The 24,125-nt window shown below is 74.4% G+C and carries 21 protein-coding genes; 9 read left to right on the top strand and 12 right to left on the bottom strand.

The window, feature by feature from the left end; genetic code table 11:
• Nucleotides 1-126: 126 nt before the first annotated feature.
• From AB0O09_RS00405 to AB0O09_RS00380, 6 genes are read right to left on the bottom strand one after another with little or no spacing between them, the layout of a single operon-like run.
• On the bottom strand, nt 127-1,500 hold the full coding sequence (locus tag AB0O09_RS00405) for a hypothetical protein (RefSeq protein WP_363538661.1): 1,374 nt from the start codon (nt 1,498-1,500) through the stop codon (nt 127-129).
• Nucleotides 1,501-1,510: 10 nt separating this feature from the next.
• Nucleotides 1,511-2,881 (bottom strand): amino acid permease, encoded by a 1,371-nt coding sequence (locus AB0O09_RS00400; protein WP_363538659.1) that lies wholly within the window; start codon nt 2,879-2,881, stop codon nt 1,511-1,513.
• Entirely contained in the window at nt 2,878-4,167 is a 1,290-nt protein-coding gene (locus tag AB0O09_RS00395) for an MFS transporter (protein WP_363538657.1), read from the bottom strand. Before AB0O09_RS00395 ends, AB0O09_RS00400 begins: the two co-directional genes overlap by 4 nt.
• Nucleotides 4,164-5,462: an ATP-grasp domain-containing protein gene (locus tag AB0O09_RS00390; protein WP_363538655.1), complete on the bottom strand. Its 1,299-nt coding sequence runs from the start codon at nt 5,460-5,462 to the stop codon at nt 4,164-4,166. The genes AB0O09_RS00395 and AB0O09_RS00390 overlap by 4 nt, the downstream gene beginning before the upstream one ends.
• The gene (locus tag AB0O09_RS00385) at nt 5,459-6,463 is read right to left on the bottom strand and encodes a class I SAM-dependent methyltransferase (protein ID WP_363538653.1); all 1,005 of its coding nucleotides are present in this window, start codon (nt 6,461-6,463) and stop codon (nt 5,459-5,461) included. The genes AB0O09_RS00390 and AB0O09_RS00385 overlap by 4 nt, the downstream gene beginning before the upstream one ends.
• Nucleotides 6,460-7,455: an aminotransferase class I/II-fold pyridoxal phosphate-dependent enzyme gene (locus AB0O09_RS00380; protein ID WP_363538651.1), complete on the bottom strand. Its 996-nt coding sequence runs from the start codon at nt 7,453-7,455 to the stop codon at nt 6,460-6,462. Before AB0O09_RS00380 ends, AB0O09_RS00385 begins: the two co-directional genes overlap by 4 nt.
• A 117-nt stretch (nt 7,456-7,572) precedes the next feature.
• Between AB0O09_RS00380 and AB0O09_RS00375 the strand changes: the two genes are divergently transcribed.
• The 8 genes from AB0O09_RS00375 to AB0O09_RS00340 all read left to right on the top strand — a co-directional run bounded on the left by AB0O09_RS00375 (nt 7,573) and on the right by AB0O09_RS00340 (nt 17,826).
• The gene (locus AB0O09_RS00375; RefSeq protein ID WP_363538649.1) at nt 7,573-10,353 is read left to right on the top strand and encodes a BTAD domain-containing putative transcriptional regulator; all 2,781 of its coding nucleotides are present in this window, start codon (nt 7,573-7,575) and stop codon (nt 10,351-10,353) included.
• An 89-nt stretch (nt 10,354-10,442) separates the two neighbouring features.
• Nucleotides 10,443-11,552, top strand: a complete 1,110-nt coding sequence (trpS, locus tag AB0O09_RS00370; protein WP_344624802.1) for a tryptophan--tRNA ligase — start codon at nt 10,443-10,445, stop codon at nt 11,550-11,552.
• 403 nt (nt 11,553-11,955) lie between these two features.
• Nucleotides 11,956-13,827, top strand: coding sequence for a RiPP maturation radical SAM C-methyltransferase (locus AB0O09_RS00365; RefSeq protein ID WP_363538647.1), 1,872 nt, complete (start codon nt 11,956-11,958; stop codon nt 13,825-13,827).
• Nucleotides 13,824-14,546: a DUF5825 family protein gene (locus AB0O09_RS00360; RefSeq protein WP_363538645.1), complete on the top strand. Its 723-nt coding sequence runs from the start codon at nt 13,824-13,826 to the stop codon at nt 14,544-14,546. The genes AB0O09_RS00365 and AB0O09_RS00360 overlap by 4 nt, the downstream gene beginning before the upstream one ends.
• Complete coding sequence (locus AB0O09_RS00355; protein WP_363538643.1) at nt 14,543-15,202, top strand: hypothetical protein; 660 nt, start codon at nt 14,543-14,545, stop codon at nt 15,200-15,202. The genes AB0O09_RS00360 and AB0O09_RS00355 overlap by 4 nt, the downstream gene beginning before the upstream one ends.
• 55 nt (nt 15,203-15,257) lie before the next feature.
• Entirely contained in the window at nt 15,258-15,623 is a 366-nt protein-coding gene (locus tag AB0O09_RS00350; protein ID WP_363538641.1) for a MoaD/ThiS family protein, read from the top strand.
• On the top strand, nt 15,623-16,861 hold the full coding sequence (locus tag AB0O09_RS00345) for a cytochrome P450 (protein WP_363538639.1): 1,239 nt from the start codon (nt 15,623-15,625) through the stop codon (nt 16,859-16,861). Before AB0O09_RS00350 ends, AB0O09_RS00345 begins: the two co-directional genes overlap by 1 nt.
• Nucleotides 16,858-17,826, top strand: a complete 969-nt coding sequence (locus AB0O09_RS00340; protein ID WP_363538637.1) for a 2-dehydropantoate 2-reductase — start codon at nt 16,858-16,860, stop codon at nt 17,824-17,826. The genes AB0O09_RS00345 and AB0O09_RS00340 overlap by 4 nt, the downstream gene beginning before the upstream one ends.
• Nucleotides 17,827-17,866: 40 nt before the next feature.
• Here AB0O09_RS00340 and AB0O09_RS00335 read toward each other — a convergent pair whose 3' ends face one another.
• The 6 genes from AB0O09_RS00335 to AB0O09_RS00310 all read right to left on the bottom strand — a co-directional run bounded on the left by AB0O09_RS00335 (nt 17,867) and on the right by AB0O09_RS00310 (nt 21,760).
• A complete protein-coding gene (locus tag AB0O09_RS00335; RefSeq protein ID WP_363538635.1) occupies nt 17,867-18,862 on the bottom strand; it encodes a nitroreductase family protein in 996 nt (331 codons plus the stop codon).
• Nucleotides 18,863-18,901: 39 nt separating this feature from the next.
• Entirely contained in the window at nt 18,902-19,198 is a 297-nt protein-coding gene (locus AB0O09_RS00330; protein ID WP_363538633.1) for an SHOCT domain-containing protein, read from the bottom strand.
• A gap of 133 nt (nt 19,199-19,331) precedes the next feature.
• Nucleotides 19,332-19,844, bottom strand: a complete 513-nt coding sequence (locus AB0O09_RS00325) for a flavodoxin domain-containing protein (protein ID WP_363538631.1) — start codon at nt 19,842-19,844, stop codon at nt 19,332-19,334.
• A 219-nt stretch (nt 19,845-20,063) separates the two neighbouring features.
• Nucleotides 20,064-20,330, bottom strand: coding sequence for a hypothetical protein (locus tag AB0O09_RS00320; RefSeq protein ID WP_363538629.1), 267 nt, complete (start codon nt 20,328-20,330; stop codon nt 20,064-20,066).
• A gap of 127 nt (nt 20,331-20,457) precedes the next feature.
• Nucleotides 20,458-21,108 (bottom strand): beta-glucanase, encoded by a 651-nt coding sequence (locus AB0O09_RS00315; RefSeq protein ID WP_363538627.1) that lies wholly within the window; start codon nt 21,106-21,108, stop codon nt 20,458-20,460.
• A 64-nt stretch (nt 21,109-21,172) separates the two neighbouring features.
• A complete protein-coding gene (locus tag AB0O09_RS00310) occupies nt 21,173-21,760 on the bottom strand; it encodes a MarR family winged helix-turn-helix transcriptional regulator (protein WP_363538625.1) in 588 nt (195 codons plus the stop codon).
• Nucleotides 21,761-22,004: 244 nt separating this feature from the next.
• Between AB0O09_RS00310 and AB0O09_RS00305 the strand changes: the two genes are divergently transcribed.
• Complete coding sequence (locus AB0O09_RS00305) at nt 22,005-24,110, top strand: MMPL family transporter (protein ID WP_363538623.1); 2,106 nt, start codon at nt 22,005-22,007, stop codon at nt 24,108-24,110.
• Nucleotides 24,111-24,125: the final 15 nt, after the last annotated feature.

The following is a 24,125-nucleotide window of genomic DNA, read 5'->3' as shown; positions in this document are numbered from 1 at the left end:
GCAGGGCCGTGCGCGGATCAGGCCGCGGTGTGCAGGCCGTACCGGGTGCGGGCGTCGGCGAGAACGCCGGCCAGTTCGGCCGGGCGGCGGCAGGTCGGGGCGGGGCGGGCGGCGGTGCACCGCTGCTCAGCTCGGGGCGAGTCCGTGGAGGACGGGACCGGCGTGCGCCCCCGTGGCGAGGTTGACGACCAGTCCTCCGCCGTCGGCGGGGGTGGCGCGTACGTAGGCGCCGCCGTAGCCGTTGACCACGGTGAACACCCCCCACAGCGGTGTCCAGGGGCGGAGTTCGCCGTTGTCGTCGGCGAAGAGCTCGACGGAGGGCCGGACCCGCCGCTGGAGGATGTACGGGCGGTCGAGCGCCGCGTGGATGCGCGTGCTCCACTCCTGCGCGGTCAGGCCCGGTGTCCAGCCGGGCAGCACGCCGGTGCCGCCGGCCAGCGAGGTGGGCTTGAGCACCAGGTCGTGCTGGTGGGCCAGGGCGTACTCGACGAGGTCGACGGACTCCCCGTCCTCCAGGGTGACCGGGCCCGGGCGGACCATCCGCGTCCAGGTGAGGATCCGGTCGAGACCCGCCAGCACGTCGGCACCGAACAGCCGCCGGTTCCGCTCGTCGGAGAGCAGGGCGAGGGCGCCCTTGCTGGCGTACACGGCCGAGTCCAGCGGTGTGAAGATCCGGACCTCGCCGCGGTCGGCGGCGTCGAGGATCGGGTCGACCAGCTGCAGGGACTGCGGCGACTTGAGCAGGTCGCCGATCAGGAACACCCGGAAGACGATGTCGACGGGCCGCTCCCCCAGCCACACCCGGCCGTCCCGCGCCTCCAGCTGCCCGACGTGGCAGGGGTACGCCTCCAGCCCGTACTCGCCCCAGCGTTCGCAGAGCGCCTCCATGTAGGGGAGCATCCGCCCGTACGCGTCCGGCCAGTCGGTCAGCGCGACCACGGGGTTGTCCCCGGGGCCGTAGCCGCTCTCCACCACGATGTTCTCGACCTGTTCGCGGAGCGAGTCCACGAAGCCGAGCTTGTGGCGTTCGGCGAAGTCCGCGAGGTGCGGGCGGGCGAGCAGCTCCCGGCACATGTCGGGGTTGTCCATCCCGCCGACGGCGCTGCCGATGTTGAGTTCGAGCAGCTTGAAGCCGGTGTCGTCGGCGTAGAGGTCGGCCCGGGTCTGCCGGCTCACGGTCGCGCCGCGGCCGCGCATCACGGCGGAGACCTGGACGTCGGTCAGTCCGACGGCCCGGGCGAACGCCTCGAAGTCGCCGCCGAAGAGCAGGTCGGGGAGGGCCGCCAGGGCGGTGCGCAGGTTCTCCAGGTCGGCGTGGAGCTGCACCTGTTCGGCGTGGCCGAGGAACAGCGGCCGGGACAGGTACCTGCCCTCGTACATCCCGTCGAGGAACGCCGAGCCGACCGGGCCGACCGGGCCCGCCGGTCCGGCCGTCCGGGCGTCGGCGCCGGGCCGGCCCAGTTCGGCCAGGTACGCGCGGGTCAGGGAGATGCGGTCCATGGATCTCTCTCTACTGTTCGGCAGCCGCGGTTGCGCGGCGGCCACGGATCAGGGCGGCGGCGAGGACGACCGCGGCGAGCACGGCCGTGCTGATCAGCTGGATCCTGGTGCCGGGATCGACGAGCATCAGCCCGAGCAGCGCGACCATGGCGGCCAGCGCGGTCCAGCTCAGGTACGGGTGGCCCCACATCCGCACCGGCGGGTCGGCCGGCAGGCGCCGGCGCAGGCGCAGCTGGGAGCAGGCGACCAGGATCCAGACCAGCAGCAGCACCGTGCCGACCGCGTCGAGCAGGTGGAGGAAGACCGTGCGCGGCCAGAGCAGGTTGAGCACGACTCCGACGAATCCGAACGCGGCCGAGGCGAGCACGGCCGCACGGGGGACGCCCGTCCGGCCGAGCCGTGCCAGCAGCGCGGGCGCCTGGCGGCGGCGGGCCAGCGAGAAGGCCATCCGGGCGGCGGCGTAGGTGTTGGCGTTGAGCGCGGACAGCAGGGCGAGCAGCACGACGACCCGCATGACCTGCCCCGCGGCGGGAACGCCGACGTGGTCGAGGACGGCGGCGAACGGGCCGGCGCCGACCTGCGGGTCGGACCACGGCAGCAGGCTGACCACGACGGCCATGGAGCCGAGGTAGAAGACGGCGATCCGCCAGACCGCCGCGCGGACGGCCCGCCCGGTGGCCCGGGCCGGGTCGTCGGACTCGGCGGCGGCGATGGTGACGACCTCCAGGCCGCCGAACGCCGGGACGGCGGTGGTGAGTCCGGCCGCGACGCCGGCCCAGCCGCGCGGCAGCAGGTCGCCGTCCAGGGCTCCGGTGTCCCCGCCGGGGAGCACCCCGGCGATCGCCAGCACGCCGACGACCAGGAAGGCGACGATCGCGGCGACCTTGACCAGGGCGAACCAGAACTCGAACTCGCCGAAGTTCCGCACGTCGGTGAGGTTGACCGCGGTGAAGACCGACATGAACAGCAGCACCATGAGCCACTGCGGGACGGCCGGGAGCCAGCCGTGCACGATGACGGCGGCCGCGGTCGACTCCAGGGCGAGCACCACGACCAGGGTCAGCCAGTACAGCCAGCCGATGGTGAACCCGGCCCATGCGCCGAAGGCACGTTCCGCGTGCTCGGAGAACGAGCCGCTGGACGGGTGGGCGGCGGCCATCTCGGCCATCATCCGCATCACCAGCACGGTGAGGACGCCGGCCGCCGCGAAGGACAGCACGATCCCCGGTCCGGCCGCGGCGATGCCCGCGCCGGAGCCGACGAACAGGCCGGACCCGATCACGCCTCCCATGGCGAGCATGCCCAGGTGGCGCTGGCGCAGGGTGCCGCGCAGGTGCTCCCCCGGTCGCGGCTCGGTGGCGGGTGGAGCGGTGAGGGTCATTCGAGGTCCTTGGACGAGGCACGGGGACGGGGGAAGTGACGGATCGGGGTCGTGACGGGTTCGACCACCGCTGCTTCGGCGGGGCGGCCCGGCATCCGGGACCACCGCAGCGCCAGGACAGCGGAGACCGCCGCCCCGACGGCGCCGAACACGGTGATGACGACGGACGCCGGGGCGTGGTCGGCGGCGAGGCCGGCCAGGGAGATGCCGACCCCCTGGGCCATCCGGACCGCCGCCGAGGCCAGTCCGAACGCCTTGCCGCGCTCGGAGTCGGGGACGGAGCGGCTGTACTCGGCGTTCGCCGGGACCTGGAACGCCGAGAACACTCCGGAGGCCGCCCACAGCGCGCAGGTCACGGCGGTGTTCGAGGACAGCACGGTGAAGGTCAGCACCGCGCAGGAGGCGACGGACAGCGGCCCGAGCAGCCGCAGGCCGCGGTCCGGGCTCACCCAGCGGGTCAGCACGACCATGCCGACGACCGCGCCGGCCGGGCTGGCCGCGAGCAGCAGGCCCACCCCGGTCGGCCCCTGCCCCAGGGCGTGGGCGTACGGCGTGGCCAGGCCCTCCTTGCAGGCGTAGAAGCCGGAGACGGTGCCGAACGCCACCAGCAGGCGCAGCCGACGGTCGGCCCGGACGAGGCCGGCGCCGCCGGTGATCACGCTCCACCGGCCGCCGGTCGGCGGGCCGCCGGCCGGCCGCGGGCGCCGCTCCAGGCCGTACCGGGTCAGCACGGCCGAGACGGTGAAGGTGGCCGCGTTGAGCAGCAGGGCCCGGGAGGGCCCGAGCACCGCGACCGCCGCGCCGCCCGCCGCGAACCCGGCGAGCTGGCCGAGCTGGGCGGTCAGGTTGACCACCGCCGACGCGGGCAGGTAGTGGTCCCCGGGGGCGATCGTCGGCAGCAGTGCCGACCGGGCCGCCAGGTGCGGCGACTGGGCCAGTTGCACCGCGACGACCAGTGAACACAGCAGCCACAGCGGCGTGCCGGGGATCGCCATGACGGCGACCAGGCCGGTGCGGACGAGGTCGCACACCACCATCAGCCCGCGCCGCGCGCAGCGGTCCGCCAGCCAGGACAGCATCGGCCCGCCGACGAGTTCCGGCAGCAGGGTCAGGGCGTAGGTGAGCGCGGCCAGCCCCGCCGATGCGCTGCGGTCGAAGACGAGCAGGGACAGCGCCACCCGGGTGAGCTGGTTGCCGCCCACCGAGACCAGCTGGGCCAGCCACAGCATCCGGAACTCGCGGACGGCGAGCACCTGGCCGAAGCCGGCCGTCGGCGGCCTGCTCACGGGCGCGCCACCGACTGCGCCCGTCCGGCCACCCGCACCACCGGCCGGTCCTCCACCGGCTCCCAGTCGAGCCGGTACTCGGCGAGCACCCGGCCGATCGCCTCCTCGATGCGGCGGCCGCTACCCGCCCTGAACCGGTAGCGGCCGCCGGTCTCCTTCGCCCCGCCGGTGCCGTTGAGGATCGCGCCCACCTCGGGCAGGACCTCCGCGTACATCTCGGGCACCTCGGCGAGCAGCGACCTGGTCGACAGCACCCGGCAGGGACGCACCGGGGGCTCCGGGATCAGCAGGTAGCCGCCGGCCTCGCCCGCAGGGTCGGGCGGGGTCAGGTCCGGGGACTCCCCGAGGGTCAGCCGGGTGGCGACCTCCAGCAGGTCGAGCCCGTACACGTCGCGCCAGATGTGCGGGAGTTCCGCACCGCCGGCGCGCGCGGCCACCTCCAGGAACACCAGCCCGTCGTACTCGCCGGGCCCGGTCGGGTCGACCACGAACACTTCGAGGTGGAAGACGCTGCTGCGCACGCCGAGGGCGGTGAGGGCGACCTCCGAGTACCCCGTCAGCCGCCGTTCCAGCTCGGGGTCGTCCGCGGCCACCGAGCCGAACGAGTCGCCCAGGGCGTAGTCCAGGCAGGTGTTGAGCAGCCGGAAGGCCCGCAGCACCCGCACCCGCCCGTCCTGGATCACCCCGTCGACCTGGTACATCGGGCCGCTGACGTACTCCTCGCAGACGTGGTTCGGCAGCGGGGCGGCGAGCGTCTCCTCCAGCGAGACCTGGGAGTTGACCAGGCAGATGCCCTGGCTCCCGGAGCCGTCGCGGGGTTTGAGCACCACCGGGAAGCCGACCTCGGCGGCGAACCGGCGGACCTGCGCGGGATCGTCGGCGTCGACGAACCGCGGCACCCGCAGGCCCGCCGCGGCGACCAGCTGCTTCATCGTCACCTTGTCGCGGACCCGCGCCACGTCGTCCGGCCGGGGGCCGGGGACGCCGAGCAGTTCGCGCAGGTCCGCGGCGACCTCGAGGTCGCGTTCGAAGAGCGCGACGACCTGGTCCAGCGGGCCGTGGCGGTCCACGATGCCGCGGGCCAGTTCGGCGACGGCCGGCCGGTCCGCGAGGTCGTCGACGACGGCCACGGTCTCCGCCGCGGCGGCGTCGACGCCGTCGGCGCCCGCCGCCGAGCAGAGGTAGGCGACCCGGTCGGTGCCGTGGTCGATGTACGCGGTGTAGTCGCAGCCGACCGACCGGTCGAAGCGGTTGAGGACGAGGATGTGCCTGCCGGTCGCAGCGCGCTCGCTCATCCGTGCGTCCTCTCGCGGGTCAGGTGCATCAGCGCCGTGTACGGGGGCAGGTCGAAGTCGACGACGTCGGCGAGGTTCCAGCCGGCCTCGGCGAGGACGTCCTTCCACTCGGCGAGCGAGGGGATCATCTGGCCCATCACGGCGTGCGCGGTCTCGAACCCGAGCGTGAAGACCGGGTGCCGGTCGGTGGAGGGCAGGTCCGAGCGGTAGGTGTCGCAGATGATGAGGTCGGTCGCCGCCGGGAAGGCCTCGCCGATCAGCTTGAGGCTGGTCAGGCACTCCTCGCGCGGCCACAGGTCGTGACCCATCATGAAGGTGCAGACGAAGTCGACCTGGTCGAACTCGGGGCGGTGCTCCATCGCGGTCGCGTCGCCGTGGACCACGGAGATCCGGTCGGCGAGGCCGGCCCGGGCGACCGACTCGGTGGCCAGGGCCACCGCGCCGGCGGCGAAGTCGACGCCGATGCCCCGGAACTCCGGGTCCCGCCCGGCCAGCTTGATCAGCCGCTCGCCGCTGCCGCAGCCGAGGTCGGCGCCGCAGCGCAGGCCGCGTTCGGCGACGATCCGGTAGAACGCGGGGTCGACGTAGGAGAATCCGGCGTCGCGGGCGCCCAGGCCGATGGCCTTGTAGTCGCGCCGGACGGTGAACCCGTCGGGGCGGTTCGCGGTGCGGATCAGCTCCGGCATGGTGGTGAAGAGTTCGCCGCAGCCGCGGGTCAGCCAGTAGAAGAAGCCCTTCTTCGCCATGGTCTCGGCGAACTGCGGGCCGGGCTCGGCACAGCGGTGGTCCGGGTCGAGCGCGACGATCCCGGCGAGGGCCAGGCCCCGGGCGACGGCCTCGACGGAGGGCGCGTCGAGGTCCTGCTCGCGGGCGAACTCCCGCAGGTCCACGGGTGCTTCGGAGCCGTCCAGGCGGCCCAGCAGACCGGTCTCCCAGGCGGCCGAGATGGCGTAGGCGGAGAGCGTGTGGTTGAAGACGTCGTCGATGACCGAGACGGTCATGGTTCCCCCAGGTGTTGTGTGCGAGAGCCGATCAGGATCGCGTCGACCGCGGCGACGAGGGCCGCGGTCTCGGCGGCGGTGCCGACGGTCACCCGCAGGGCGGCGCCGACGGGATGGACCCGGACCCCCCGGTCCAGCAGGACGGCCGCCCAGTCCGCGGGGCCGTCCGGCGGTCGTACGTAAAGGAAGTTGGCCTGGCTGGGCGTCACCTCGAAGCCGCGCCGGGCCAGTTCGCCGGCGAGTGCCTCGCGGTTCTCCCGGTTGCGGATGCGGCGCTCCTTGAGCGAGGCCGGGTCGGCGAGCGAGGCGAGCGCGGCGGAGCAGGCCGCGCTGCTGACGGTGAACGGCGTCTGCAGCGAGCGCAGCGCGCCGATCAGCCGGGCGTGGCCGATGCCGTAGCCGACCCGCAGGCCGGCCAGACCGTGGATCTTCGAGAAGGTCCTGGTGGTCAGCAGGTTGGGCAGTTCCGACAGGGTCTTGAGCGAGGGCCCGGCGTCCGCATCGTCCGCGTAGTCGTGGTACGCCTCGTCGTTGAGCACGACGGTGCCGTCGGGCAGCCGGCCGGCCAGGTCGGCGACCGCCTGCCGGGGCTGCCAGGAGCCGGTGGGGTTGTGCGGGTTGGAGAGCGCGACCAGACCGACCTGCGCCTGTCGGAGGTGGTCGGCCAGGTCCTCGCCGGGCGGCCAGGGGCGGGTCACCGTCGGAGTGCCGCACTGGACGCCCAGCATCGGGTAGAAGTCGAACTCGGGTTCGTGGAAGAACGCCGGCCGCTCCGGCCCGGTGAACGCGCGCCAGGCCAGGCCGATGATCTCGGCGCTGCCCGCACCGACCAGCACCCGGTTCAGCGGGACGTCGTGCAGTTCGGCGATCGCCGCCTGCAGGGCGCCCTCCCCCACCGGGTACCGGTGCACGTCCGGCACCAGTGCGTGCAGGGCCTCGGCCACCCCGGCCGGTGGTCCCTGCGGGTGTTCGTTTGCATGCAGACGCAGCATCGTCCCCCTCGATTCGATCTTTCGATTACGGTAGGAACCGCGACTGGATGACGACTGGACGACAACTTTTCCTTCACACGGGGCGGGGGCGCGGAGATGGTGCAGGGGGGCGCACACGTGCAGGTTCAGCTCCTGGGACCGGTCAGGGTCCTCCAGGGCGCGGCCCGGCACGACGTGCCGACGGCGGGGCGGCGCGCGGTGCTCGGCCTGCTCGCCCTGGCCGCCGGCCGGCAGGTCTCCCGCACGGAGCTGGTCGACGCGCTGTGGTCCGACGGCCCGCCCAACTCCGCGGTCAACGTGATCCAGACCCATGTGAAGCACCTGCGGAAGCTGCTCGAACCCGAACGCGCGGCCCGCGCCCCGAGTTCGGTCCTGCTCTCGGTCGGCGACGGCTACCTGCTGCCCACCGAGGCCTGCGTCGTCGACGTCCGCGTCTTCCGCGACGTGCTCAACCGCGCCGCGGCGGCCCGGCAGGCGGGCGACCACGCGGGCGCCCTTGCCCTGTTCGACGCGGCGCTGGCGCTCTGGCGGGCCGACTCCCCGCTCGCCGACGTCCCCGCGCTGGCCGCCCATCCCGCGGTCCTGGCCTTGGTCGAGGAGCGTTTCACGGCGCTGGCGGCCAAGGGCGAGACGCTGCTGTCCGTCGGGGCGGCCGACGAAGCGGTGGCGGTCTTCGAACAGGCCGCCCACGCACGCCCGCTGGACGAGGCCGCGCTCGCCCGACTGATCCGCGGCTACGACGCCGCCGGGCGGCGGGCCGCGGCCGTCGACGCCTACCACGAGGTGCGGCGCCGGCTCGCCGAGGAGCTCGGGATCGGCCCGGGCCCCGAACTCGCCGCCGCCTACCAGGCGCTGCTGGCGGACGACGCCTGGCACACCACCGCGCCCCCGAGGCGCCGGCCGGTGCCCGCGACCCTGCCCGGGGACGTGCCCGACTTCGTCGGACGACAGCGCGAACTCTCCTGGCTGGGGCGGACCCTGACCCGGCCGGCGGGCGCCGCGGTGCCCGTCGCGGTGGTCTCCGGCACGGCCGGCGTCGGCAAGACGGCGCTCGCCCTGCACTGGTCGCACCAGGTCCGCCCGCGCTTCCCCGACGGCCAGCTCTACGTCGACCTGCGGGGTTACGACCCGCAGCAGCCGCTGTCCGGCAGCGACGCGCTCGCCAGGCTGCTGTCCGCGATGGGCCTGCCCGCCCACGAGATCCCGCTGGACGAGGCCGACCGGGTGGCCCGGTACCGGACGGAGCTCAACGGGCAGCGCGTCCTCGTCCTGCTCGACAACGTCTCCTCGGTGGACCAGGTCCGGCCGCTGCTGCCCGGCACCGGGTCCTGCGCGGTGCTGGTGACCAGCCGCGACACCCTGGGCGAGCTGGTGGCCCGGCACGGCGCCCGGCGGCTCGACCTCGACCTGCTGCCGATGACCGACTCGCTCGACCTGCTGCGCAGACTGATCGGCGACCGGCTCGACCGCGAGGCGGCGGTCGGCCAGGACCTGGCCGAGCAGTGCGTCGGGCTGCCGCTCGCCTTACGGGTGGCCGCCGAGCTCGCGGCCGCACAGCACACCACCCCGCTGCCGGACCTGGTGTCCGAACTGGCCGACCGCCGCAGGCGGCTCCACCTGCTGGACACGGTCGGCAACTCGGTCAGCGCGGTCTTCTCCTGGTCCTACCAGCACCTGCCGGCGACGGCGGCGCGCACCTTCCGGCTGCTCGGCCTGCAGTACGGGCCCCACGTGTCGCTGAGCGCGTCGGCCGCCCTCACCGGACGCGGCCCGGACGACACCCGGAGCGCCCTGACCGCGCTCAGCCGGGCCCACCTGGTCCACCCGCTCGGCCCGGACCGGTACGGCATGCACGACCTGCTGCGGGCCTACGCGACCACGCTCGCGCACGACCACGTCACCCCCGCCGACCGGACGGCCGCCCAGCGCCGGCTCGTCGACTACTACCTGCACACCGCGAGCGCCGCCTCCGTGCTGCTGGGCCGTCACGAACCGATCGCCCTCCCGCCGCCCGCGCCCGACGTGCCGCCGGCGGCCTTCACCGACCTCGACGGCGCCTCGGCCTGGTTCGCCGCCGAGCACCAGTGCCTGCTCGCCGCGGTCGACGCGGCCCCCGACGGCCTGGTCGGCCCGCTCGCCCGGGCCGTGGCGACCTACCTGGAACAGCGCGGCCACTGGCCGGACTGGGTGACCACGCAGCACGCGGCGCTGGACGCGGCGCAGCGGCTGGACGACCGGCCGGGGATCGCCGCGGCGCTCGGCGAACTGGGCCGCGCCAATGCGAGGATGGGCCGCTACGACGAGGCGGACCGGCTGCTGCGCCGGGCCGTCCCGCTCTTCCAGGAGCTGGCCGACCCGCTCGGCGAGGCGCACTGCCACAACAGCCGGACCTTGGTGTTCGAGCGGCGGCACGACTTCGTCTCCGCCCTGGAGGAGGCCGCCTCCGCGCTGGCGAAGTACCGGGCGGCCGGCAACCTGACGGGGCAGGCCCGGGCGCTCAACAACATGGGCTGGTGCAACACCCGGCTCGGCCGGTACCAGGCGGCCCGCCGGTGCTGCGAGCAGGCGCTCGCGCTGCAGCGGGAGACGGGTGACCGCAACGGCGAGAGCGCCACCCTCGACACCCTCGGCCTGGTGCACCACCGGGTCGGCGACCACCACGAGGCCATCGCCTGCTACGAGCAGGCGCTGCAGATCTACCGGGAGTTCGGCGACCGCTTCAACGAGGCCTCCCTGCTCACCCACCTGGGTGACTCGGCGGACGCCGCGGGCGACCCGGAAGCCGCGCGGGAGGCGAGGAGGAGCGCCCGCGAGATCCTCGCGGAGTTCGACCGCACGGCCGGTGCGGACGGGGGACGGCACCCCGGAGCAGCTCCTTCCTCCGGTTCCGCCGGGTGACCTGATGCCCCCTCATGTCACAAGTCTCGCTTTTGTGTTGTGGAAGTGACATGTCATCCTGACGGCAAGAACGACCTTCCAGGAGACTCGTGAACACCACACCCACCACCGCGGATCCCGACACCGCCGCCGGTCCCGCCGTCGACGCGCTCGGGACGTCCGCCGCGCAGGTCCGCAGCGCGGCGCTCGAGGAGCTGATCCTCAAGGACCCGGGGCAGTTCCGGATCCTCACGGGTGACCGGCCGACCGGCCGCCTGCACCTGGGGCACTACTTCGGCACGCTCCACAACCGCGTGCGGCTCCAGGACCTCGGCGTGGAGATGTTCGTGATCATTCCGGACTACCAGGTCCTGACCGATCGCGACGTCGCCGACAACCTGACCTGGCACGTCGAGGAACTGGTGCTGGACTACCTCGCCATCGGCGTGGACCCGGCCCGCAGCACCGTCTTCACGCACAGCGCGCTGCCCTCCCTGAACCAGCTGATGCTGCCCTTCCTCAGCCTGGTCTCGGTCGCCGAGCTGAACCGCAACCCCACGGTCAAGGACGAGATCGCGCACTCGCGGCAGTCCGCCGTCAGCGGCCTGATGCTCACCTACCCCGTCCACCAGGCCGCGGACATCCTGTCCTGCAAGGCCAACCTCGTCCCGGTCGGCCAGGACCAGCTGCCGCACCTGGAGCTCACCCGGACGATCGCCCGCCGCTTCAACGACCGGTACGGCAACGGCACCGCCGTGTTCCCGCAGCCGGAGGCCCTGCTGTCGAGCGCGCCGCTGCTGCTCGGCACGGACGGCACCAAGATGAGCAAGAGCCGGGGCAACGCCATCGCCCTGGCCGCGACCGCCGACGAGACCGCCCGGCTGCTCAAGGGGGCGAAGACCGACGCCGAACGCCACATCACCTACGACCCGGTCGACCGCCCCGAGGTCTCGTCCCTGCTGCTGCTCGCGGCGCTCTGCCAGGGCCGGACGCCGCAGGAGGTGGCCTCCGACATCGGCGCCGCCGGGGCAGCCGCGCTGAAGAAGACGGTGACCGAGGCGGTCAACGAGTACCTGGCGCCGATCCGGGCCCGCCGCGCCGAGTACGCGGACGACCGCGCCCACCTGCGGCGGACGCTGCGCGAGGGCAACGAGCGCGCCCGGGCGGTGGCCGACGCCACCCTCGCCGAGGTCCGCGCCGCCATGAACAGCCACTACTGACTACGACCGACCTCCGACCGCGCGGGCACGGCCTCCCACCACGACGGAGGCCGTGCCTTCGCTATCTGCACACCCGGCCCGAACTCCGGTACCACACACAGGATCTGAGCATGCATCAGCACGTATGCATCACCGGCGCCGATCGCTCCGTCCGGTCCCACGGATCCTCTGGTAAAAGTCGCCGGCTTCTGGTTAGCATGCAGAAGGCAGGTTGACGCGCGGACGACAAGTGGAGTCCGGGGGGTTCGCAGCCCCGTCGACCCGCCCGCCGGAGCAGGTGCGGCGCGCCGTGCGGCCGCAGCCGCCGGGACGGGAGACCGGGCTCGGAATTCCCCTGCCGCGCGCCCCTTTCTGCACCCCTGTGCGTCTTCCCCTACAGACCTCCTAGGGCAGGCATCCCTTGATGAAGCTCCTGATGGTAGCCATGCCGTGGCAAGGACTCGACACTCCGTCGAGTGCGCTGGGAATACTCGGGCCGAGCATCCGGAAGAACGCCGCGCACTGGACCGTCGACGAGTTGTACGCCAACATGCGGTGGGCCGAGCACCTGATGCGCGAGAGCGGCGGCGCCATATCCGCGGAGGATTACGGCGAGGTCGCCGTCCAGGTCTTCCACGGCGTGGGCGACTGGGTGTTCACCCCGGCGCTGTACGACACCGACGGCTACCGGGTCGACGAATTCTCCGCGTTCCTGCGCAGCCGCGGGATCGATCCGCGGATTCCCGTCGAGATGCAGAGGCACGCCCGCGGATTCGTCCGCGACCTCGCGGCCGAGATCGCCGCCGACCCGCCGGACCTGGTCGGGTTCACCAGCACCTTCATGCAGAACGTGCCGTCCCTCGCGCTCGCCAAGGAGCTGAAGCGGCTCGTCCCGGGCATCCGGACGGTCCTCGGCGGCAGCAACTGCGACGGCCCGCAGGGGCCGACCCTGCACCGCAACTTCGAGCAGTTCGACTTCGTGGTCAGCGGCGAGGGCGAACGCGCACTGCCCGCGCTCCTCAACCGCATCGCGCAGGGCAGGTCCTTCGCCGACGTGCCGGGCCTCAGCTGGCGCGACGACCGGGGCGAGGCGGTCGCGAACCCGCCGGCCGCCGCGGCGCTGCCCTTCGCCGCGGTCCCCGCGCCCGACTACGACAGCTACTTCCGCTCGCTCGGGGACTCCCCCGTCCGGCACCGCGTCCGTCCGATGCTGGTCCTGGAGACCTCCCGCGGGTGCTGGTGGGGCGAGCGCCACCAGTGCACGTTCTGCGGCCTCAACGGATCCGCCATCGACTTCCGGAGCAAGGCGCCCGGGCGCATCGCGCAGGAGGTCAGGGACCTCGCCGAACGCCACCGGGTCCTCGACCTGGTCATGGTGGACAACATCCTCGACATGAAGTACCTCGACACGGTGATGCCCGAAATGGCCGCCCTCGACTGCGATCTGCGGATCCATTACGAGATCAAGTCGAACCTGACGCGGGAGCAGTTGCGCAGCCTGCGCGAGGCGAACGTGCTCTACGTCCAGCCCGGTATCGAGGGACTGAGCGACCACGTCCTGCGCCTCATGGACAAGGGGGTCAGCGCCGCGCACAACGTGCGGATGCTCCGTGACGGCGAGGACCTCGGACTCAACGTCACCTGGAACATCCTCTACGGATTCCCGGGCGAGACCGAGGAGGACTACCGCGGACTCCTCGGGAAGCTCTCCGCACTCGAACACCTGCAACCGCCGACCGGCGCCTGGCGCATAGCGCTCGAACGGTTCAGTCCGTACTTCGAGGAGCCGTCGCTGGGATTCGCCGTCCGCCGCCCGGCCGAGATCTACGACCACATCTACCGATTGCCGCCGGACGAGCTGTACGACCTCGTCTACCTCTTCGACACGCCCGACCGGGGAATCTCCGGCCCGATCGAGGACGAACTCAAGAAGGCGGTCGAGGCCTGGGCCGGGGCCTACGCACGGAGCAGCCTCTCGTACTGGACGGACGACGGGGGCCGGGTGACCGTCGAGGACCGCCGGGCGAGCTGGCCGGAGGAGGTGATCGAGCTGGACGACCGCAGGAGCAACGTGTACCTGGGCATGTTCCAGGGCGCCGGACGGGCGGGCATCCGCCGGCGGCTCGCCGAAGGCGGATTCGCCGTCACCGAGGAGGAACTCGACCGGATGCTGCGGTACTTCGTCGACCGCGGTCTGGCCTTCGAGGACGGGGGCCGCTACGTGGCCGTCGCGCTGGAGGTCGACCCGTACCGCCGCAAGCTCGTCGACGGGCGGGAGGTGTCGGCGTCCCGATGAGCGTGCTGATGGACATCGGTGAACTCAGGGCCCGGGCCTCGGACGACGGGCACCTGCCGGGCGGCGGCCGGCCCGCGGCCGCGACGCTGACCCTCGGGGCTGCGGGGGACGGCCTTCCGACGGCCGCCGAACTGGCGGCGCTGCTGACCCGGGTGCCCGTCGCCGGGGTACGGCTGGCGGAGGCGGCCGACCTCACGGCGCTCCCCGACCGGGCGGTCGTGCGGACGGTCGCGCTGATCCGCGAGTGCGCCTCGATCGGCGTCCGGGTCACCTGGTCGCTCGTGCTGGGCGCGCACCAGCTCGGCCTGGTCCCCCGTCTCGACCATCTGCCGGCGCCGGAGGCGGTCACGGTGCTCGGGGACGGCAGCGCGTCCCCGGACGAGTGGCGCTCCACCGGCAGCTTCGGTCTCCTCTACTTCCGCAGGGGGCCGGGCTTCCTGTCGGTCGTCGACCGCCGGTCGGGGTCCGCCGGGCGGGCCGTCCTCGACGACCCCGTCACGGTGGACGTCTTCACCTGGTGCCTGGGCGGCCGTGCGCGGGCCGACCTGACCGGGGAGCAGCGGCGCGCCGCGGAGCGCCTGGTGGACGCGGGCCTGCTCCTGTGCCTCGGCGAGCACTGCGTGACCCTGCCGGTGCACATGCGCAGCTGGCCGCTGGGAGCCGCCCTGCTGGGCGGCACCCTGGCCTCGGCCGGCAAGAAGCCGGAGGAGGGCAGTTGACCGACGACGCCACCGCACCGTTCGGGGAGCTGCCCCGGCTCGTCCGCTTCGAGCACGAACCCGCCCTGCGCTTCCTCGAACACGCCGTCGGCGAGTACCGGAGGTGCCTGGACAGCCGCGGCGCCGACGGCACGCCGAGCCACCTCCCGCGCGCCTCCGGCCTGCTGTTCGGCCGTGTCGACGACCTCGGGATCACCGTCTGCGACGTCGAGTTCGTCCCGAACGTCCGCGACAGCGACGAGGCCGTGATGGCCGAGTTCGAGACGACCATCGCGCCCCGGTTCGGCGAGGTGTACCGCAATCCCGGCCGGGGGTTCTGGAGCGACGAGGGCGCCGTGCTCCGGGCGGTCCAACGGCAGGCGGCGGCCGGCCTGGAGCCGATGGGCTCCGTCCACTCGCATCCGGACTGGCACGAGATCGGCCCGCCGCACGAACGGCGCCAGCGGCTCAGCGAGAACCCGACGCCGATGGACGAGTACCTCTTCCGCCAGTCGTGCTGGCCGGTGAACGTGATCTGGTACGTCCACACCGCCGACGACGGCGGCCTGGCGCACCGGGTGGCGGGCTGGCGGCCCGGCCCGGAGCGCTGCGAAGCGCTCCGCCTCCGGCTCCCGCCGGACCTCTGCGCCGAGTTCGGCGTGCAGTCCTCCCACTGACCGTCCCGTTCCGGCCCCCGGGGCCGGCGGGCCCGCATCCCAGGAGAGCAGTCGCATGCCCGAAACCGCACAGCGCGTCGGCCGGGGTCTTCCGGCGCCGGCCGTGACCGTCCGGCTTCCCGCCGCCTTCCACGCCCTGACCGGCGGGCGGCGGCAGGTCCCGGGCGGTGGCGGGAACATCCGGGAGGTGCTCCGCGCACTCGACCGGGACTGTCCCGGCACCCTCGAACGCATCGTGGACGTGGAAGGGGCCGTGAAGCGCTACGTGAACATCTACCAGAACGACACCGACATCCGGAGCCTCGACGGTCTGGAGACGGAAGTGACGGACCGTGACGTGATCTGGATCATCCCCGCCGTCGCGGGCGGCAGCGGCGCCCCCGCCGGCGCCGGGGCCCGGCGCACCCCCGGGAGCCGCTGATGTCGGACGTGCTCCCCCCGCGGTTCTTCACCGATCCCGGGCCGTCGCCGCACGCGGCGACCGCGGAACTGCGCGCCGCGTGCCCGGTCCACCGGATCGACTACCCGCCAGGCGCCGAGGCGTTCGCGGTCCTCGGCCACCGGGAGGTCGTGGCGGCGTTCGGCGACCCCCGGCTGTCCAAGCAGGCCGAGAACCTCCCCGAGCGGTACCGGGACAGGGCGGCGAAGAGCCTCCTCATGGTCCGCAACCTGGGGTTCGCCGATCCGCCGGAGCACACCAGGCTGCGCCGGCCCATCAGCCGGGCGTTCCTGCCCGCCCGGATCGCCGGCCTGCGTCCGCGCATCCAGGAGATCGTCGACGACCTGGTCGACGCCCTGCCGGAGTCCGGCCGGACCGACCTGATGGACGCCTTCGCCCTGCCGCTGCCGCTCACCGTGATCTGCGAGTACCTGGGGGTGCCGGTCGAGGACCGCCCGCTGTTCCGGCAGTGGGGCTACGTCCTCAGCCAGGACCCGTTCCAGCACGCGGAGGCGGAGCTGAAGGCCGCGACCGACGCGTTCACCGACTACTTCGGCCACCTGGTGGCCGAGCGGCGCAAGGACCTGCGCGACGACCTGCTGAGCGACCTCGTCCGGGGCCGCGACGAGGGCGTGTTCAGCGACCGGGAGCTGTACTCGACGATCCTCCTGCTGCTCATCGCGGGCCACAAGACGGTGGCCAACATGCTGGGCAACGGGACGGCGCTGCTGCTCGGCCGGCCCGACCAGCTCGCGGTGCTCCGCGCCGCCCCCGAACTGGTGCCCTCGGCGGTGGAGGAGATCCTGCGCTACGAGGGGTCGGCCTCCTGGGCCTCGCTGCGGATCGCCGCGTCCGACCTGCGGCTCGGCGGCGTGGACATCCCCGAGGGGAGCTTCGTGCACCTCTCGCTGGCCGCCGCCGGCCACGACCCGGAGGTCCACGAGGACCCGGAGCGTTTCGACGTCACCCGCTCGCCCAACCACCACCTGGCCTTCGGTCACGGGCCGCACTTCTGCGTGGGTGCCCCGCTCGGCCGGCTCCAGGGCGAGATCGCCTTCACGACCCTGCTGCGCCGACTGCCGCAGCTGGAGCTCGCGGTGGCGCCGGAGGAGATCGCCTGGCTCGCCGACAGCTCGCTCAGCCGGGGCCTGGAGGCCCTGCCGGTCCTGGTCGGGAAGCGGCTGCCGCGGCAGGGTCCCCAGGAAGCGGGGCAGCGATGACCGGGACGGCGGGCGGTCTGCGCCTCGCCGTGGTGGGGGCCGGCGCGGTGGGCGGCTACGTCGGCGGCATGCTCGCCGCCGCGGGAGGCGACGTGCGTTTCCTGGCCCGCGGCGAGACCCTCGCCGCGCTCCGACGGGACGGCCTGCGCATCACCGGCGGCCCGGGCGGCCCGTCCGCCGACCGCCACGTGCCCGCCGTGCGGGCCTCGGCCGACCCGGCGGAGCTCGGCGAGGTCGACGCCGTCCTGCTGTGCGTCAAGACTCCGCAGCTGACCGCGGCCGCCCGCGCACTCGCCCCGCTGCTCGGGGAGGACACCGCCGTGGTCACCGTGCAGAACGGGGTGGAGGCGCCCGATCAGGTGGCGTCCGTCCTCGGCCGTGACCGGGTGCTGCCCGGACTGGCCAGGGTCGTCGCCGTGCCGGTCCGTCCCGGCGTGGTGCGGCACCTGGGACCTCCCGGCGCGCTGGGGTTCACCGAGTGGGACGGCGGCGTCTCGGAGCGGGTGCTGCGGCTGCGCGAGGCGCTGCGCGCCGCCGCGCTGACGGCGGCGGAGCCTGCCGACGTCTGGGCCGAGCTGTGGGCGAAGTTCCTGGTGGTGGTGCCGGTCGGCGGTCTCGGCGCCGCCACCGGCGGGGCGACCGTCGGCGAGCTCCGCTCGCGCGCCGGCACCCGGCGGCTGCTGGTCGCGGCCATGCGGGAGATCCACGGGACGGCTGTCCGGCTCGGGATCGGCCTGCCGGAGGACGCCGTCGACACCGCCGTCGGACTGGTGGACCGGCAGGCCCCGGACGCGACCTCCTCGCTGCAGCGGGACGTCCTGGCGGGCCGGCCCTCGGAGCTCGACGCCTGGACGGGGGCCGCCGTCCGGCTCGCCGCCCGGGCCGGGCACCGCGCGCCCGTCCTGGAGCTGCTCCACGAACTGCTCGCCGCCCGCGAGGCGCTGGCGGTCGGAGCACCGCACTGAGGCGTGCCCGTGCCGGGGCGTGCCCGTGCCGGGGCGGGCCTCAGAGCGGTGCCGGGCCGGCGTCCACGACCTCGGCGAGCGGCCGCCGCGGAGTGGGCGCGCCCTCCGGCCCGTGGCCGAGCCGGATCAGCAGGTGGACGTGGTACGGGCCCTGCCGGGCGTCGCGGGCCTCGTCCCGCAGGCCCGGCCACTCCATCGCCTGGTGCAGCAGCGAGGCGCGCAGCCCGTGCGTGGTGGCGAGCAGCAGGACGTGCTGCAGCGCGAGTCCCGCGGTCAGCCAGTCCTCGGGGTGGTCCCCGTGGGTGGCCAGGACGGCGATGCACGGGTCGGCCTCGAAGGGCGCGGGCGGCAGGTGTTCGGCCGGGTGGATGGCGGAGAAGTCCCGCATCGGCAGGTGCCCGCCGGCGTCCTGCGGGCCGAGGACGGCCGCGGGGAGTCCGTCGGCGGCGGGGTCGGGCAGGGGGCGGACCCAGTTGCGGCTCTCCGCGCGGCGGCCCGGGTCGGTGGTGTTGCGGCGCTCGGCCTCGGCGGTCAGCCGCAGCAGGCGGTCGCGCTCGGCGCGGTCGGGCAGCAGCAGGAAGGCTCCCTCGCCGTGGGCCGCCCGGGCGAGCAGGTCGAGCACGGCGGGCGGCACGGGGCGGCCGTCGAAGGGCGTGCGGACGCTGTGCCGGCGCCAGATCGCGTCGTACAGCTCGGTGGTCCCGGGCAGGTCGACCGGGGAGGGCTCGTCGAGGTCGACCGCGGCGAGCAGTCCGGGCTCGGTGGAGTCGGGCAGCAGCCGGACCCGGGGCGCCCAGCCGAGGTGGCGGGCGGCGGTGCGCAGGTTGAACAAGGCGGCACCGACCGAGATGTGCAGTGCGCGCCCCCCGGGGTCGGCGATCGGCAGACCGCGTTCCGGGGCGGCGTGCACCTCCAGGGTGGAGGTCTCGGGGCGCAGCCGGAAGCGCCACGGCTGGCTGTTGTGGACGGACGGCGCGGCGACGGCGGCGGAGATGAGCTTCTCGAGCGCGGCGGCGTCCAGTGCCTCGGTGCGCATGGCGGCCTCCTGGGGTGGGATCGGCGGGCCCGGCGGCGGTCAGCCGCTGCCGGGTCCGCCTGCGGTGCGGAGCGTCTCCAGCCGGTGCCGGTACTCCTCGGCGTCGATCTCGCCGCGGGCGAAGCGTTCGGCGAGCAGCTGCTCGGGGTCGGTACGGGGCCGTCCGGGGTCCGCGGGCGGCGGGGCGGGCGGGCCGGGGGGCGGTGGTCCGGTGCGGCCCAGGTGGCGGACCAGGACCACGATGCCGAGGACGAGCAGGGCCCAGAAGAGCACCATGCCGACGGTCATGAAGCCGAAGCCCCAGCCGTTCATGCCATGGCCGTTCCAGTACATCATCACGGCCTCCTCCGCCGGTCACGGACGGATCGCAGGCGGATCGCCCACCACCATCGTGCGCGGCCGGGGCGGCCGGACGCTTGGGCCGATCGGCCCGGGTCGGGGCCCGCAGGTCCCGACCCGCGGGCCGGTCTCAGGCGGCTCGGCGGAGTTCCCCGGCGACCCGGTGGGTCCAGGCCCGGATCTGCTCGGCGTTGCGGTAGTCGCCGCTGGTGCCGCGGCGGACCATCAGGCGGGCGAGCAGGCCGGGGGTGTCGGAGGTGACCCGGCCGCCGAAGGTGACGTGGCCGCGGGCGTGCAGGCGTTCCATCTCGCGGGCGGCGCCGGGGACGGGCAGCAGGTCCTCCTGCTCGGCGGAGCCGTCGACCGGGCCGCTGCTGAACAGCCAGACCGGCCGCTCGGTGAGGGCCTCGGCGTTGCGGTGGGCGCAGCGCAGCGCGTCGCGGTGCCAGTGGCCGGCGTAGAGCGAGCCGCCGAGGATGACGGCGTCGTACCCGGAGACGTCGCGGACCTCGCCGGCCGGGAGGACGGCGGCGTCGAAGCCGTCCTGCCGGAGGGTGAGTCCGATCTCGGCGGCGATCCCGGCGGTGGCGCCGTGCTTGCTGCCGTAGGCCACCAGGACTCTCCTGGTCTTCGTCGCGGTCATCACGTCCTCCCGTCGCCGGCCGGCCGTCGCCCGGCGGGTGTCCCCGCGGGGTGCGGCCGTCCCTTCCAGGGTGGGCCACCGGCGCCGAGGCGGCCAGGTACGGCCGTTCGGGTGATGGCCGGGAGCGGGCGGGGCGGGCCGGACGGGGTGTCAGCGGCCCCCGCCCGGCGGGGCGGAGGGCCGGGTGCGGTGCCCCGGGGCGCCCGGGGCCGGAGCGGTTCAGCCGTTGATGGGCCGGGGGTCGTTGACGACGTTCCCGTCGGTGCAGCTGTTGGCGGTGGTGCCCGTCCAGGCCGCGCCGACGGGGACGACGGCGAGTTCCTGGAGGCAGACCGCGGCGGCGGAGAAGTTCCAGTCGTCGGCGGCGATGATCGCCCCGACGAGGCTGTCGGTGGTGTCGGCGGCTGCGGGGGCGGCCGGGGCCAGGACGGCCGCCGGGGCGAGGAGGGCGGCGGTGAGGGCCGCGGAGGTGAAGGTCTTCTTCATGCCCGGCCCAACGGCCGGCGGGCGCCCCGGTCACTCGCGGCGGGGTGCCGCTCGCCCGGTCGGCGGGTGGTGGTGGTCCGTTCGGCCGTGCCGGTGCGGCTCGGCCGGGGGCGGGCGGGGCGTGCGGTTAGCGTTCGACGACCAGGCTGTGGCAGGTCCAGCTGAGCCGGGAGGGGCCGCCGACGGGCGGGCGCGGGTGGTAGGTGCCGTCGGAGACGGAGAGGTTGACGATCAGGTGGGCGTGCCAGGTGGAGCCCACGCCCCGGCGGTCGGAGTAGACGGCGGCACCGTTGGCGTACCAGTCGACGGAGGTGCGGCCGAAGACGGTGCGGAGCTCGACGGTGGCGCCGGGGGCTATGCCGGCCGCTCCGCCGTGCCAGTAGCGGTAGCCGCCGCGGACGTGGTTGGAGACCTCCAGCAGGTCGGGGTTGTCGGGGTGGTACTCGAAGACGTCGATCTCGTTGCCGCCGTCCCGCCAGGTCCAGATGGCGGGCCAGGCGCCGAGGGCGGTGGGCAGGGTGACCCGGGCGAGCATCACGTCGCCGGACCGCAGCTGGAAGCCGTCCGGGCTGCCCTCGGTGGTGAGCAGGTTGCAGTTCCACAGGTCGCTGCCGGGCCGGCGGGTCGCGGCGAAGACGCCACCCGGGCAGTAATCGGGGACGAGGTGGTCGAGCTTGTGGTCGCTCCTGTTGGTGGGCCCCATCCGGGGGTAGGCGCTGCTGCGCCCCGCCACCCACTGCCGTGTCGACGTGAAGTCCGCGCTGAAGACCGTTGCCATCGCCGTCTCCCGGTGTGCCGGTCCGCCGCGTTTTGGGCGGACGCCGTCAATCACTGGGAGTGCATTACCCGTTACGGTTCGTCATATGCGAACTCGGAGGTTCCGAATCCGGACCGGTCCGCGCCCCGCCGCGGGGGGCCTGGACGCCCTGCGCGTCCTCGCGGCGGGTGCGGCGCAGTTCCTCCAGGCCGGTGGTCATCCGGCCGAGGAAACGGGCGACGGTGCGCAGCTCGTCCGGGCTGAACCCGGCGGCGACCTCGTCGGTGCAGGCGGCGACGGGGGCGAACCAGGCGGCGGCCATCCGGCTCGCACCGGGGTTGTAGTGCACCTGGACCTGGCGGCGGTCGGCGGCGTCGCGGCTGCGGTGGATGTGGCCGGCGCGCTCCAGCCGGTCGAGCACGGCGGTCACCGCGCCGGAGGTGAGGGCGAGCTCCTCGCGCAGCCGGCTCGGGGTGACCGGGCCGGGGGTGACGCCGGCGGAGCCGCGCATGATCGCGAGCAGCGCCTGGACGTCGGTGGCGTGCAGGCCCTGCGCGGCGGCGAAGTCGTGGCCGAGCAGGTTCATCTCGGAGGCGAGCCCTTGCAGGAGGGTGCCGAAGGCCCTGCTGTCGGGCGGCCGGGGCGCCTCGGGGGTCGGCTCCTGGTCGGACAAGGGTCACCTCTCGGTCGGTCGACGGCCGGCGGACGGACCGCTCGGGCTCGGGCGGCCACCAGCCTAGGGCGTGCTCCGCCGCTCGCGCCGGGGCCCGCGCACCCCGACCCCGCCCTCGCACTCCAATCCGATCCGCGAGGGCCTTCGAAGACACCGGGCACCTCGTCCGATTATCTCAATGGTCAAGTCTTTCGATGATTGAGATATCATCGCGCCGACCGTCGACCCATCCGGAGGACCAGTCGTGCCACCTCGCCGTATCCGGTTCCTGATCCCGCTGGCCCTCGTGCTCGCCTGGCTCGCCCTAGGCGGCGCCTTCGGCTCCTTCGCGGGCCGCCTCACCGAGGTGTCCACCAACGACCGGGCCGCCTTCCTGCCGCAGAGCGCCGAGTCCACCCGGGTCGCCGCCCTGGAGAAGGGCTTCCAGGCCCAGGGCAGCCTCCCGGTGATCGTCGTCTGGGAGGCGCGCGACGGCTCGGTCACCGCCGAGCAGCGCACCGCCGCCGACCGGGCGCTGCGCGCCGCCGCCACGGTGCCGGGCGCCACCGGCCAGGTCTCCCCCGCCCTGCCCTCGAAGGACGGACGCGCCCTGCAGGGCGTGGTGGCGCTCCGCTCCGACCTCGGCCGGCAGACCGTGGACAGCGTGGACGCCGTCCGCGAACGGGTCGCCCCGGTGCCCGGCACCACCGTCGCGCTGGCCGGCCCGGCCGCCATCGCCGCCGACCTCGGCGGCGCCTTCGCCGGCATCGACGGCCTGCTGCTGGGCGTGGCCCTCGGCGTGGTGCTGGTGATCCTGCTCGCCGTCTACCGCAGCCTGCTGCTGCCGCTGCTGGTGATCGTCGGCGCGGTCTTCGCCCTCGGCGTCGCCTGCGCCCTGGTGTACGTGCTGGCGCAGCACGGCGTCGTCCGGGTGGACGGGCAGATCCAGGGCCTGCTGTCGATCCTGGTGATCGGCGCCGCGACCGACTACGCGCTGCTGCTCTCCGCCCGGTTCCGTGAGGAGCTCCCGCTGCACGCGGACCGGTTCGCGGCCATGCGGACGGCCTGGCGGCGCTCGGCCGAGCCGATCGTCGCCTCCGGGCTGACCGTGGCCCTGGGCCTGCTGGTGCTACTGCTCTCCGACCTGACGAACAACCGGGCGCTCGGCCCGGTCGGCGCGATCGGCATCGGCTGCGCGGTGGTGTCGGCGCTGACCTTCCTGCCGGCCGCCCTGGTGCTCTGCGGTCGCGCCGCCTACTGGCCGGCCCGCCCGCCGGCGGACGGCAGCGCCCCGGTGCACGGCGTCTGGCGTCGGGTGGCCGCCCTGGTCGGGCGGCGGCCCCGGGCCGTCTGGGCCTCGGCCCTGGCCGTGCTGCTGGCCTGCGCGGCCTTCGCGCCCGCGCTGGACGCCCGCGGCGTCGCCCAGACCGACCTGTTCGTCAAGGAGCAGCCCAGCGTGGTCGCGCAGCGGGTGCTCTCCGCGCACTTCCCCGGCGGCTCCGGCAACCCCGCGGTGATCGTCGCGAAGGCCGACCGGGCGGACGCGGTCGCGGCCGCCGCCCGCGCGGTGCCCGGGGTGAGCGCGGTCGCCGCCTTCACCGGCGGAGCACCCGGCGGCCCGGCCAAGGCGGTCGACGGCCTCGTCCGGCTGGACGCCACGCTCGCCGACCCGGCGGACGGCGACGCCGCGGTCTCCACCGTGCTGCGGCTGCGCACCGCGGTGCACGCGGTGGACGGCGCCGACGCCCTGGTCGGCGGCTACACCGCCCAGCAGGAGGACACCCGGGCGACGGCCTCCCGGGACCGCACGGTGATCGTGCCGGTGGTGCTGGTCTGCATCCTGCTGGTCCTGATCGTGCTGCTGCGCTCGCTGGTGGCGCCGCTGCTGCTGGCGGCGACCGTCGCGCTCTCCTACCTGGCGGTGCTCGGGGTCTGTGCGGTCGTCTTCCCGCACGTGTTCGGCTTCCCGGCCACCGACCCGTCCGTCCCGCTGTACGGCTACGTGTTCCTGGTCGCGCTGGGCGTGGACTACAACATCTTCCTGATGACCCGCGCCCGCGAGGAGTCGCTGCGGCACGGCACCCGGGAGGGCGTGCTGCGGGCGCTCACCGCGACCGGCGGGGTGATCACCTCGGCCGGCGTGGTGCTGGCCGCGACCTTCGCCGCGCTCGGGGTGATCCCGCTGGCCTTCCTGGTGCAGATCGCCTTCATCGTCGCCTTCGGCGTCCTGCTGGACACCCTGCTGGTCCGCTCGCTGCTCGTCCCGGCACTCGTCCACGACCTCGGGCCGCGTGCCTGGTGGCCGGCCCGGATCGACCCGTCGGACAGCCCGGCCGAGCCGGTCGGCGAGCAGGTGCCGGCGGCCCGCTGAGCGGGGCACCGCCCA

It is taken from the genome of Kitasatospora sp. NPDC093679 (assembly GCF_040683455.1).
Taxonomy (GTDB): domain Bacteria; phylum Actinomycetota; class Actinomycetes; order Streptomycetales; family Streptomycetaceae; genus Kitasatospora; species Kitasatospora arboriphila.
Note: the sequence above shows the minus strand (reverse complement) of the source record. Positions and strands in the feature narration are given on the sequence as shown.